The 12,856-nt window shown below is 52.5% G+C and carries 11 protein-coding genes; 4 read left to right on the top strand and 7 right to left on the bottom strand.

The annotated features are described in order from the left end of the window. Positions 1–60: 60 nt before the first annotated feature. Positions 61–2,079, top strand: coding sequence for a transketolase (gene tkt, locus DVH26_RS16160; RefSeq protein WP_239634798.1), 2,019 nt, complete (start codon positions 61–63; stop codon positions 2,077–2,079). A 72-nt stretch (positions 2,080–2,151) separates the two neighbouring features. Here tkt and DVH26_RS16155 read toward each other — a convergent pair whose 3' ends face one another. Together DVH26_RS16155 and DVH26_RS16150 are read right to left on the bottom strand one after the other, a co-directional pair. Continuing rightward, positions 2,152–2,961: a phosphodiester glycosidase family protein gene (locus DVH26_RS16155; RefSeq protein WP_239634797.1), complete on the bottom strand. Its 810-nt coding sequence runs from the start codon at positions 2,959–2,961 to the stop codon at positions 2,152–2,154. Between the two features lie 84 nt (positions 2,962–3,045). Continuing rightward, positions 3,046–3,480, bottom strand: a complete 435-nt coding sequence (locus DVH26_RS16150) for an RbsD/FucU family protein (protein WP_239634796.1) — start codon at positions 3,478–3,480, stop codon at positions 3,046–3,048. Between the two features lie 152 nt (positions 3,481–3,632). Here DVH26_RS16150 and DVH26_RS16145 point away from each other — a divergent pair, with 152 nt between their 5' ends. From DVH26_RS16145 to DVH26_RS16135, 3 genes are all read left to right on the top strand, one after another. Continuing rightward, entirely contained in the window at positions 3,633–4,847 is a 1,215-nt protein-coding gene (locus DVH26_RS16145) for an NAD(P)/FAD-dependent oxidoreductase (RefSeq protein WP_239634795.1), read from the top strand. Positions 4,848–4,943: 96 nt separating this feature from the next. Continuing rightward, complete coding sequence (locus DVH26_RS16140; RefSeq protein ID WP_239634794.1) at positions 4,944–5,519, top strand: class I SAM-dependent methyltransferase; 576 nt, start codon at positions 4,944–4,946, stop codon at positions 5,517–5,519. A gap of 96 nt (positions 5,520–5,615) precedes the next feature. Beyond that, on the top strand, positions 5,616–6,590 hold the full coding sequence (locus DVH26_RS16135) for a YpdA family putative bacillithiol disulfide reductase (RefSeq protein ID WP_239634793.1): 975 nt from the start codon (positions 5,616–5,618) through the stop codon (positions 6,588–6,590). A 71-nt stretch (positions 6,591–6,661) separates the two neighbouring features. Here the strand turns inward: DVH26_RS16135 and DVH26_RS16130 are convergent, their stop codons facing one another. The 5 genes from DVH26_RS16130 to DVH26_RS16110 all read right to left on the bottom strand — a co-directional run bounded on the left by DVH26_RS16130 (position 6,662) and on the right by DVH26_RS16110 (position 12,718). Next, positions 6,662–7,390 carry a phosphonate ABC transporter ATP-binding protein gene (locus DVH26_RS16130; protein WP_239634791.1) on the bottom strand — a complete coding sequence of 243 codons (729 nt, stop codon included), beginning with the start codon at positions 7,388–7,390 and terminating at the stop codon, positions 6,662–6,664. Between the two features lie 81 nt (positions 7,391–7,471). Then, entirely contained in the window at positions 7,472–9,271 is a 1,800-nt protein-coding gene (locus tag DVH26_RS16125; RefSeq protein ID WP_239634789.1) for a stalk domain-containing protein, read from the bottom strand. Between the two features lie 52 nt (positions 9,272–9,323). Then, positions 9,324–11,105, bottom strand: coding sequence for a stalk domain-containing protein (locus tag DVH26_RS16120; RefSeq protein ID WP_239634787.1), 1,782 nt, complete (start codon positions 11,103–11,105; stop codon positions 9,324–9,326). Positions 11,106–11,153: 48 nt separating this feature from the next. Continuing rightward, positions 11,154–12,296: a glycerate kinase gene (locus DVH26_RS16115; protein WP_239634786.1), complete on the bottom strand. Its 1,143-nt coding sequence runs from the start codon at positions 12,294–12,296 to the stop codon at positions 11,154–11,156. 275 nt (positions 12,297–12,571) lie between these two features. Then, complete coding sequence (locus DVH26_RS16110) at positions 12,572–12,718, bottom strand: hypothetical protein (protein WP_239634785.1); 147 nt, start codon at positions 12,716–12,718, stop codon at positions 12,572–12,574. Between the last annotated feature and the right edge of the window lie 138 nt (positions 12,719–12,856).

The following is a 12,856-nucleotide window of genomic DNA, read 5'->3' as shown; positions in this document are numbered from 1 at the left end:
TTATAATCTAGAAAGTGAATCGATACTAACCTTTCGAATTCGAGGAGGAATAGAAATCCAATGACATTGCTAAACACTACCATCCAGCAAAAAGCGGTCAATACGATCCGTACGCTGGCTATCGACGCTATCGACAAGGCAAACTCAGGCCATCCCGGCATGCCAATGGGCTCGGCTCCAATGGCCTATGAGCTGTGGTCCCGGTTTATGAAGCATAACCCGAGCAACCCGAAATGGATCAACCGCGACCGGTTCGTATTGTCTGCCGGACACGGCTCCATGCTTCTGTACAGCCTGCTTCATTTGTTCGGTTACGACCTTCCGTTAGAAGAATTGAAGCAGTTCCGTCAGTGGGGAAGCCTGACTCCGGGCCATCCGGAATATGGCCATACGGCGGGCGTAGACGCAACAACAGGACCATTGGGACAAGGTGTCGCCATGGCAGTAGGTATGGCTCTTGCCGAGGCGCATATGGCTGCTACCTACAATCGCGACAGCTTCAACGTCATGGATCATTACACCTATGCGATTTGCGGCGACGGGGACATGATGGAAGGCATCAGCGGCGAAGCGGCTTCTTTGGCCGGCCATTTGCAGCTCGGCAAGCTGATCGTTCTCTACGATTCGAACGACATCTCGTTGGACGGCGATTTGAGCATGTCGTTCTCCGAAAATGTACAGCAGCGCTATGAGAGCTACCGCTGGCACGTTCAATTAGTGAAGGACGGCAACGATCTGGAAGCCATCCATAAGGCGATTGCCGCAGCTCAGGCTGACCCTCGTCCGTCTCTGATCGAAGTTAAAACCGTGATCGGCTACGGCAGTCCGAACAAGAGCGGCAAAGCAGGCGAGCACGGATCTCACGGCGCTCCTCTTGGCAAAGAGGAAACGCGCCTGACTAAGCAAGCCTACGGCTGGCCGGAAGATAAGGATTTCTATATTCCGGAGGACGTTCAGGCTCACTTTGCACAATTCACACGCGAAGGCGAAGCCCAGGAAGCTGCTTGGCAAGCCAAGTTCGAGCAGTACCGCCAGTCGTATCCCGAGCTTGCGAAGCAGTTCGAAACGGCGGTAAGCGGCCAATTGCCGGAAGGCTGGGACTCTGAGGTTCCTGTCTACTCCACTGACGATAAAGCTATAGCTACACGCGCTGCATCGGAGCTCGCTCTCAATGCGCTCGCAAAGAAAGTGCCTCATTTGCTGGGCGGTTCGGCTGACCTCGAAACATCGAACAAGACGAATATCAAAATCTCTGGCCGTCTGACAAGAAACGATTACAGCCAGCGCAACATTTTCTTCGGCGTTCGCGAATTCGCCATGGGAGCCGCATTGAATGGGATGGCTCTTCACCAGGGCGTCCGCGCATTCGGAGCTACGTTCTTCGTATTCTCGGACTACCTGCGCCCTGCCATTCGTCTTGCTGCGATTATGAAGCTGCCGGTGATCTACGTATTCACACATGACAGCATCGCAGTCGGCGAAGACGGACCGACTCACGAGCCGATCGAGCAGCTGCCTGCGCTGCGCAGCATCCCAGGCATCACCGTGCTGCGTCCAGCCGACGCCAACGAAACCGGCTTTGCTTGGAAATACGCGGTGCAAAATCAATCCGGCCCAGTCGCTTTGGTCCTTACTCGTCAAGCGCTGCCGAATCTGGCAGGCACATCCACGTTGGGAGCCGAAGGGCTGACTCGCGGAGCGTATGTATTGTCCGACGCAGCGAACGGCAAACCGCAAGCTCAGCTGATCGCCAGCGGTTCCGAAGTGCAGCTGGCGGTTGAGGCACAGAAGCAGCTCGCCGAGCAAGGTGTGCATGTGCGCGTCATCAGCATGCCGAGCTGGGAGCTGTTCAACCAGCAGCCGCAAGCGTACAAAGATTCCGTGCTGCTTCCGGACGTGGAAGCGCGTCTTGCCATCGAGATGGCTTCGCCGCAAGGCTGGCATCAATATGTCGGCAAGCAAGGCGATGTGATGGGCATCGACCGTTTCGGAGCTTCCGCGCCTGCTTCCAAGGTTATTAACGAATACGGCTTCACTGTCGACAACGTAGTAAGCCGCGTCAAAGCATTGCTGGCATAATCCGGCTCTGCCTTAGCCAGTAAAACAACAAAGCCGCCGAAAGCCATTGAGAATCGCTTTCGGCGGCTTGCTTTATTTTTGCTTCAACGCCATCATTTGGTATACTTCACGCGAATCGCCCTTTAACACCTTCTGGGCGCTGTTCATTTGGCTGGAGCCGTCACCATCGAGAAACACGCCGTCCACCAGCCTGCCGTTGCCAATTTTCTCCACTATCGCCGTCCGGAACTGCTCCACCGTACACGGCTTGTCCGTAACGACCATCCATACGTTTTGCCGGTCGTCGTAAACCACGCCGGAGCGCAATCTCGGCTCGTCAAATGCGGGCATATCCTCAGCCCTTGCCTGCTGAACCCAACGGGCTCCATTATGCAAAGACATGCTTACCCCGCCCTGTGCCCAATAACGCTGCCGGTCCGTTACTTTGATTTCGTGGGCGTCCTGGACGACCTGCACGGAAAATCGCCTCGTAATCTCATCCCAGACCAGCGTCCCTTTCGGGTAATCGATATTGTACCATCCGGAACCGTAGTCCTCCGGCTGTCCTATCAAAGGCTTGTCGTTAATGACAGCAATGCTGAGCAGGTAACCTTCCCAGAAAAAACCGCCGTTAATGCCATAATCGGGCGTGCGGGAAACATTCGTCGCAATAGGCTTCAATGAGATATTTTGCGGTACGGTCTGCAAGGCAAACAGCCTGACTCCATTCGCGGCAACCGTTTCCTGGTAGGTATAATGCCTTGGGTGAAAGAACGGCGAGGCTGGCTGTACGGCTGTGAACAGCACCGCCAACAAATTGCCGAATAAAAAAGCGGCCAGAAGCATCGGTATTTGCGACCTTGTCGGCCAGCCGAACATTCCTCGCAGCGCACGAACAACCATCCAAGGCTCCCCCATTTACACCGTTTTTCATAGAATCATATATTCTATTACTCTCATTCTATGAAAATAGATTCCGATTTATGATCAGCCTTCTTTAACGACGCCTTTTTTCAAAATGATATTGGCGTACAATGCTTTCTCGCCTGTCGCTACAACCGCATACGCTTCCTTCGCACGTTCATAGAAAGCGAACCGCTCCACCGTCTTCAGCTCCGATGCTTGCGGATCGTGCTTTTGCACCAAAGCCTTATACTCGTCCCATATTACCGGAACCGTCGGGTCACCGGGAACGACCTCCATCAGCGCAACGGAATGATCCGCATAAGTATCCAACGGGAAAAAGGTCAGAATCGCATCCAGCAAGCCGGGAATCGCGTGACCGTCGCAGCGTACCAGTCTTTGCGCGTGACTCGCTGCGGGGAAATTGCCGTCAGCCAGCACCAGCTCGTCCCCGTGTCCCATTTCCATCAATATTTTCAACAATTCAGGCGAAAGCACCGAAGGAATTCCTTTTAACATATCCAATCTTCCTCTCTGATTAAGAAATGATTCCCATTAATCCTATACAAGTCGATAAGAGATTGTCAACGGCTGCTTCAACCATAAATCATAGTATAAAAAATCAATGCCGTGAAAGCCTATTAGAATCATATGAATAAAGGAGTTCATGCATGGATTTAGCAGTCGGCAAGCTGTTATGGCCGGACATTTCACCACCCCCGCCGGTATCTCCCCCACTGACCGAAGATATATCCTGCGACGTGCTGATCATCGGCGGCGGGATTGCGGGTGCGTTGTGCGCATACTATTTAGCTAAGCTAGACATCGATACGGTCATCGTCGAGAAGCGCACCATCGCGAGCGGCAGCACAGCGGCCAATGCAGGTCATCTTCAATTCGCCAACGACAAATCGCTGACATCCTGCATCCATTCGTTCGGCGAGAAAGACGGTGTCCGATTCTATCAACTATGCCGTCAGGCGCTGGATGAGCTGGAGAGCATATGCTCCGTGCTCGGCATTGAGGCGGAATTTCGCAGAAGATGTAATCTGTACGCGGCATCGGAACCGAAGGATGTCGAAGCGTTAAAACAGGAATTCCATACGCTGCGGACCTATGGATTTCCCGTGCAATATTGGGAAGCCGAGCAAATAGCGCGGCATTATTCTTTTCATAGACCGGGCGCGATCTTCAGCAGCGGCGATGCCGAAATTAATCCTTACCGGCTGACTTCCGAATTAATATCGGTTTTGAAAAGATCAGGTGTACGGGTTTATGAGCATACGGAGGTCGTTTCGCACAAAACCGGTACGCACCCGTTGGTCTTCACAACGAGAGAGCGCCGAACCATTACGGCAGCCAGAGCCGTTGTAGCTTCGGGCTACGAAGCTTTACAGGTTAAGCGTCACCCCAATGCGGTCATGGAAAGCACCTATGCTATCGCTACCGAGCCACTTTCAGACTTTCCCGGGTGGTACGAGCAGAGCTTGATCTGGGAAACGGCCCGTCCTTATTTATATTTACGAACGACGCCGGATCGGCGCATTATTGCTGGCGGGCTGGATGAAAATACGAAGATTCCGGAGGAACGCGACGCCCTGCTTCCTTCAAAAAGCAAACGATTGCTTGAAGAAATTAGCAGGATGTTCCCCGCCTTGACCGGACTGCGAGCAGACTACTATTGGTCGGCACCCTATGCAACGACCCACGACGGATTGCCGCTAATCGGAGAACGCGAGGATTTGCCCCATTGTTATTTTGCTCTGGGTTATGGGGGCAATGGGACTGTATACAGCACCATCGCCGCTCAAATCATAAGCGGTATCATTGCCAGAGGAGCTCATCCCGATGCGGGCTTGTTCCGCTTGGACCGCCCGGCCCGATAGCCGACTCATTATTAAGCGAATTTTCAGGTTATCTTCATATTTAGCAGCCAAGCTTAGGCTATGATAGAAGCAGGTGAAAAGGAGGAGATTTGAAGAATGAGTGCCAACCTGTCTACCTCAACAATGGAAAAAGTAAAGTTTCTTTACAAATTTATTCGTACTCCTAGAACGATTGGCAGCGTAACACCCAGCTCCCGCTATTTGACCCATAAAATGATCGACGCCGTCCCATGGAGCAGCATTCACTGCGTAGCGGAGTTAGGCTGTGGTACGGGCGTAATGACCAAAGCCATCCATCGCAAAATGATGCCGAACACGACGGTGCTGCTTTTCGAGAAAGATTCGCACCTGCGGAAGCAGCTGGCGCTGCAGTTTCCCGAGTCGAATACATACGCTGATGCGAAACATCTGTGCTCGGCTGTAAGGGAAGCAGGCTTTGAGCATGTCGATTGTGTCATCAGCGGACTTCCCTTCGCCAATTTTCCTCAACCGGTCCGCAATGCTTTAATGGATCAAGTCCGTCGCGCTTTACGGCCTGGAGGCTACTTCATTGCATTCCAATATTCACTGCAAATGAAAAAACAGCTTGCAAGCCTATTCCATATTGAATCCATCCGCTTTGAAATGCGGAATGTGCCTCCCGCTTTCGTATACGTCTGCAGAAAAAGATGACGGATCGGTGGCATCCTTCTCTCTGATCGGTTACTATAAAAAGAGAAGCGTGTTTAGTTCTCTAGCCATAGTAATCATAAGCGAGGTGCAATTAGTTTGGAACAAGTCATTATTATAGGAGCCGGTCCATGCGGCTTGTCGGCGGCGCTGGAGCTGCAAAAGCTTGGGATCGAGCCCCTTATTATAGAAAAGCATTGTCTAGTACATTCCATCAGTCTGTATCCGACGTATATGACGTTTTTCAGTACGCCGGAGCTGCTCGAAATCGGCGGCATTCCTTTTACGTCGCCGAATGACAAGCCTACCCGGCTGGAAGCCATGAACTATTACCGGAATGCGGCGCTGCGGAACAACGTTCGCGTTCAGTCGTATACCGAGGTCACTTCCATTCGCAAAACGGATGCAGGCCACTTCGACCTGAGCTTGACCGATCGTTTCGGCAAGCAAGCTTCCGCGCAAGCACGTTATGTGATAGTGGCGACAGGCTACTTCGACCATCCGAACCTGCTGGGCATTCCCGGCGAGGATTTGTCCAAAGTAACTCACTACTACAGAGAAGCTCATCCTTACAGCTGCACGAAAGTGGCGGTGATCGGCGGCAACAATTCGGCGATAGACGCCGCCATGGACCTGCTTCGCGTCGGAGCCGACGTTACCGTTGTGTACCGTGGCGATGCTTATTCCCCTAACATAAAACCGTGGGTGCTGCCTCTCTTCGAAAGTATGGTCAACAAAGGACGGATTCGGATGATGTTTCGTTCCCAAGTGGTTCGCGTCGATGAAAGATCCATTACCGTAGTGGAAGATGGAGAGGAGCAGGTGCTCGATAACGACTTTGTACTGGCTCTCACCGGATTTCGGCCGGACCGCGGCATGCTGACCGAAGCTGGCGCTGAGCTCGACGAATCACAGACCCTACCGGTCTATAACCCGGAGACAATGGAAACGACCGTACCACGGTTATTCATAGCCGGCGTGGCCGCTTCCGGAAGCAATGCGAACGAAGTATTCATTGAAACCGGACGGCTTCATGGCGGATTGATTGCAAAGCATATTGTCTCCTCTCTCTAGTCCGCCATCCCCATGACATGATAAAAAGGACATCCCGACATAGGAAATCGGGATGTCCTTTTGCTTGAAGCTTAAAAAATTAGATCTTTTTCCCTTTGCGTAAGCCTTCTGCCTGCAATGTCTACGACCAGCCTGCCGCCGGACAGCCCCCAAATACGCGAGCCGTATTTCTCGGCCAGCTCCAGCTGGTGCAGACTGCAAAATACGATGACCTTATCCTTGCGGCAAATTTCCTTCAAATCATCCAGCACTTTGCTCGCCGCCTCCGGATCGAGACCGGATACCGGCTCATCGGCGTAGATAACCTTGGCTCCGCGGATCAGCGCTTTGGCGATCGCCACGCGCTGCCTCTCGCCCCCGCTCAATTTCTCCGCAGGCTCGTGAGCCTTGTCCAGCAGCCCGACTTTATCCAGGTAATCCATCGCGGTCATATGGTCGTCGTTGGAAGTCGTTCCCGAGAGAATTCTCCACCACGCCTTATGGAAAAACAAGCCGCTTAATACGTTTTTCAATGCGGACTTTTTCAAATTCAGATTCGGCTTCTCCTCCAGATAAGCCCAGTCTTTACGCAGCTTCCACTGCTCCAGCCCGCGAACCTGGGAAATGTCGTTGCCGTTATAAATATATTGGCCTTCGTCCCACTTCTCCTTCAAAGCCAAGCAGCGAAAAAACGTCGTCTTCCCGCTGCCGCTGGCTCCAACCAAGGCGATAAGCTCGCCCTCGTCGGCCTGGAAGCTGATTTTGGATAAAATCTCTTGCCCTGGCGGAAATGATTTCGATAAATTGCGTACAATGATCATCGGATCGTTGCTCCTTTGCCTGCCGTAGTCCGAATGCGCTGCCTATATTATACCGTACCCGGGCCGATTTAGAAAAACGGTTTATTTCTCGTCTATCGGATAGAAAATCACATCTACCGGGAAAGCGGAGCCCGCGGCAGGAGAAAATTCAATATCCAGTGAAGGCTCGGTGCCATCGGTTCTGCCCAGGATCACATACCCTGTATAGTCCATCATAGCCCCGGACGGTGGAGTCTGCACGATCCTGCCGTTGACCTCGAAAGGTCCTTTAAATACGCCTCCGCGCGGAAGAAGCAGTATCGACATCGCTCTCGGACGATCGATATGAATCTTGTATACCACCCCGTAGTTTCCGAGGTTCAACGAATCTTTCTTCATAAAGAAGTCGTTACCCGTTACGAATTTGTCGGTTGTACCGTCGCCGATCGCAAGGCTGGAAGGCTTGTCGAACGACTTGGCGTCCACATTCCATATCACATCCGAGCCGTTAAACGTCCCCCGGACGTTCCCGGTGTAATCCAATTGAGGATACATCCCGATGGAGTCGATTCCCGCCCCGGCGTCCATAGCCACGAAGGAGAAGTACACCTCGCCGTCGGTTTCCACATCATAAATGACATTCATCCCTTGGCCGGGGAAAAACTCCGGATTTTTCTTGTAGTACACCGTTTCATGCGGTCCTACGACAATCGTCTCCGGCTTGTCGCCTCTATCCTGCAAAAACTCGATGGTCGCTTCGTTACCAATCAAGTTGGCGTAAATAGAAGGATATACCTCGCCTTTACGGGTTGTCGTAATTTTCACGGACTTGTCCGGGCTCGGATTACGCACCACGATGGCAAACTGCACCTTTTCATTTGTCCCGTTCACATGATCCGCATACAATCTCGCTTTCCCGTTGACCCGTTCCTGGTACAAAAACCCTTTTTCCGTGAACGTTTCCGGGCTGTCGCTTACGATAAGCGGACGGTCAGCTAACAGCTTAGCCTCGTTAGGAAGCTGCGGGATTCCGCGCAAGTAGCTGCGCAGCGTCTGCTCCTCTTCCTTCACATAGGTCCCTACCGGCTCGTGATACACTTTGTACTCGAACGGATCGAGATAAGGCTCGTTCACGATTTCGACATTGCGGGAGAATGTATCGCTGACCGTCCCTTTGCTGTCCGTAACCTGCAGCGATATTTTAAACAACCCCGGTTCGAAAATCGCCTCCGCGTTGCCGGTCCAATTCACGCTTGTTATCGCATCGCCATCCGGATCGTAGCTAATATTCGAATACCGGATCGGTTCGCCCAACCGGTACTTCTCCTTGTCTACCGTAAACCGGGCTACCGGCTTCGTGTTCGGCATCGTATCGTTATGGAATACTCCGCTCTGAGGCATTTTGATATATTGAAGCTCGACTCGCTTCAGCTCTTTGTTCACGACCGCCTTGAAGCCTACATACCGGTTCAGCCAATCCATCGATACATACAACCGATCGTGAACCAGCCATGCGGCCTTATCGAAATCCTCTTCCGCTCCGTTGACGCGCAATTGCTTGGGTGACAGCTGGAATTCGGCGAAGCCCGAAGGTGTCGTTACCATCACGCTCTTGGTAGCTTCCTGCCATTGCACGGTGAGCCCGAGCAAGGACGGAAGCACCGCAGCCGGCAGGTAAGCCTGTCCTTTCGACTCCAGAACGGGTACGTCAAGTTTCACTGTGTTGCCGTTGATATAAGCGTCATTCTTATCGAAATACAACAGTGCCGACAAGCTTTCCGGAACGGAGACGGCTTGAGCCGCTGCGGGAGCGGCCGTTTCTGCCGAAGCAGCAGGCAGTGCGGCTGCGGCGGTTAATGACAATGCAGTCCATATCAGACACAATTTTTTGGCGAAAACCATGATAATGACAAGCTCCTTTATTAAGCATGAATATAGTAGTGCAATTTCTTACTTACTTCTTGATGAGCGGATACAACACGAGATCGACCGGAAGCTGCGTTGTTCCTGCCGGCAAAATCTCAATGCTGACGTCTTCTTCCTTGACACCCGTTCTGTACAGGATCACGGCTTCATGGGAAGTCATACCGCTTGCAGGCAGCGAAATGAACTGTCCGTTGACTCGGACCGCTCCTTGGAAATATCCGTCGCGCGGATGCAGCGCTATAGCCGTATTCTTGCCGGCATACAATCGGATGCTGTAATGCATTCCGGCGTTTCCGGCTGCAGCAGCTTCCTGCTTTAATACAGAGTCAGCGCCTTTAATGACCGGCTCTACCGTCTCGTCGCCGATCCCCGCCTTCGTCGGGCTCACCAGTGCCCGCGAATCTACCGTCCAAGCTATTTCCGACACCGGATAGGTGCCGTTTTGCCCGGGTTGTTGATTCGTGAAGCGATACGATCCGAGCTTGTAAGCCGGCTCATCCGGCTTCATCATGCCGTACGAAACAAGCACTTCTCCGTCGGTCTCTATGTCGTACATCCCCTGGAAGCTCTGTCCCGAGGCCGCTTGAGGGCTTACTTTATAATAAACGGTTGATTTCGGCGGAACGGTTAGCACATCTTCGACCGGATCCGATCCAAGGAAATCTTCAGCGATTTTATCTCCGCGTACGCTGTTATAGATCGACGGCACTTGCTCGGATTTCCTCGTCGTCGTAACTTTGACTTCCTTCTCCTGCTGATTTTGGATCACAATCGCGAACTGAACCGCACTTCCGGTCCCGTTAGTGAACTGAGGGAACAGCCTTGCCTTGCCCTTCACCTTCTCCTGATATAAGAACCCTAATTCCTTAACCGGTTCCGAGCTTCTGCCGAAGAGGAGCGGCCGTTCCGTCTGCTGGCGCACAATGACCGGCACCTTGCGGTCCTTGCCGACCGTTTGCTCGAGCCATTCCGACTCGGCTGGGAACACCTTGCCGGCCGGGCCGTAGTAATACGGGTATTGCTCCTGGCTCAAATAGGGCTCATCCACGATTGTCACAGTCCGGGTGAACGGAGCACTCACATTTCCGTTGCCATCCTTAACCTTCAGCGTCACCGGATAAGTGCCCGGCTTATAGAAGGCATTCTCATTACCGGTCCATTCGTAAACCGGCAGCCCCTCCGCATCGGGATCGTAGCTCAGATCGACATATTCCACCTTCTCTCCAAGCCGGTATTCCGGCTTGCCGAAAGCAAACAACGCGACCGGACGGGAATTCGGCTGAGCATCGTCTTTTACGAGCAAAGATTCTCTATATGTAGCCCCCGGAGTTCCGATATAACGAATCTCGATACTATTCTTGTCAGGGGATAGTTCATAATCCATGTCAATGTATTGCGCCAGCCAAGACAAGGATACTAACAGCCGGTCATTGCGGATGACGGCCGCCGAATCGAAGGAAACCGGAGTCCCGTTCACCTTAATCGCGTTCTGCGAGGATTGAAACTCGATAAAAGCTTTGGAGGTGATCAGCTGTACGGTTTGCGTATCCTTCACCCAAGACAGGTCGAGCTTTAACGTATCTGCAAGCCACCGGACCGGGATGTAAAATTGATCATTAATCAACGAGGCAGGCTCGTCCACCTCGGCTTGCTGTCCGTTCACATACACCTCGGACTGGTCTGCAAATAACTGAAGATGCTGATGGGTAACCGAAACGGCACCGGCGGCCGACGGCATGATCAAGCTTGCCGCTGCAACGGTGCTTATCAAAGTGCGCGCTTTCAACGAAGATGCAATGAAACGAAGCATAACTGAATAACTCCTTTGTGGCTTAATAATAATTAATACTATAAATAATTAACGTAATAAAACAGGACGAGCGAACAATCGGACGATTCGTTCCGCAGCATCTGCGGCCAATCGCGGAGCCTCTTCCATGGCCTGCTCCAATGTCATCGGTTTATCAACCATGCTGAATACACTCAGGACACCGCTATCGTACAAGACCTCGATTCCTTTGCCGATAGAGCCTGCGATTAAGACGCAAGGGACACCGTACTGACGGGCGGTGCGGGCAACGCCGTAAGGAGTTTTCCCCCGCTCGGTCTGAAAGTCACACTGGCCTTCTCCCGAGATGACAAGATCCGCGCCCTGTACGTGTTTTGCGAGCTGTGCCGCCTCGATCACGATGTCGACGCCAGGCTTCAGTTCCGCGCGCAGGAAGGCGACCGATCCGCCGCCCATGCCTCCGGCTGCTCCCGCTCCGGGCAAATTCAGGATGTCGGCGCCGGCGTCTCTTAGGACCACGGCTGCGAACCGTTCCAAATTCATATCGAGCTGACGGACTATGTCCGGCGTCGCGCCTTTTTGCGGGCCGAACACAGCGCTCGCCCCTTGCGGTCCGCACAGCGGGTTATTGACATCGCAGGCGACGGTAAACCGGCTCTCGCCGATTCTCGGATCGAGCTGCGACACATCTATCGACGCCAGATCAGCCAACGCGCCTCCGCCTAAACCAATGGCGCCGCCTTCGCTATCCAGCAGTCTGACGCCCAAAGCCTGCGCCATCCCTGCTCCGCCGTCATTGGTAGCGCTGCCGCCCAGTCCGATGATGAATGTCCTGCAGCCTTTGTCGAGGGCATGACGAATAAGCTCCCCTGTTCCATACGTTGAAGCGAGCAGAGGGTTTCTATTAATTGGCTCTATTAAAGTCAATCCCGACGCTTCTGCCGCTTCAATGACGGCTGTCGCGCCGTCTCCCAATATCCCGTATACAGCTTCAACAGGTGAGCCCAAAGGCCCTTGCACCTGCACAGTATGTAATGAACCGCCGGTCGCGTCGACGAGGCTCTGCACGGTTCCTTCTCCTCCGTCCGCCATGGGGACCTTCAAAATCTCCGCGTCGGGGAGCGCGCGGCGGATTCCGAGCTCCATCGCTTCACAGGCTTCTTTTGCCGACAGGCTTCCTTTGTATGAGTCCGGAGCCAAAACAATTTTCATGACTGTAAATCCCCTCTCTTGCCATATTGTGCTTGTCATATAATGAAATACTACCATGTTCCCATGCTGCGCGCCATACCGCGCGGTAATTACGGCAATCGACAACGAAACGCGCTGTTGTTTGACAATCGGATTGCGTCAGATGCGGTCGTAAAAAAACACCTCCGCAAAGCTGTGCTTTGACTTCAAAGTCGATTCGGATCTACTGAAGTAAGTCCTAAAATGTAAAAAAACTGCCGAACCTGTAAAAGGTTACGGCAGCATATTGTCGGAGCTTATTGTGGATTCGTTTCCTTAGGAATTTCGTTCAAGCTTGCCGGCAGCTCGGCGGCATTCTCCGCTTGTACCAGCGCTTCTTCCTCCGTAAACTTATTTTCCCTGTAATTGGGATTATTTTTCGTATCGGCTTTTTTGTTATCCATAACTACGTCACCCCTTCCGTATCACAGGAAATAGCATGCCTTTTTTTACATTTTTTATGTGTTAATCTGTCATAAAACTTTAACATACTGGTCGACAGCGTTTTACATCTTTCATAAAAGGTTTGTATTATAATTGCA

This window comes from Paenibacillus sp. H1-7 (assembly GCF_022354825.1).
Classification (GTDB): domain Bacteria; phylum Bacillota; class Bacilli; order Paenibacillales; family NBRC-103111; genus Paenibacillus_S.
The sequence above is the reverse complement of the archived record's forward strand: the minus strand, read 5'-3'. Positions and strand labels throughout refer to the sequence as shown.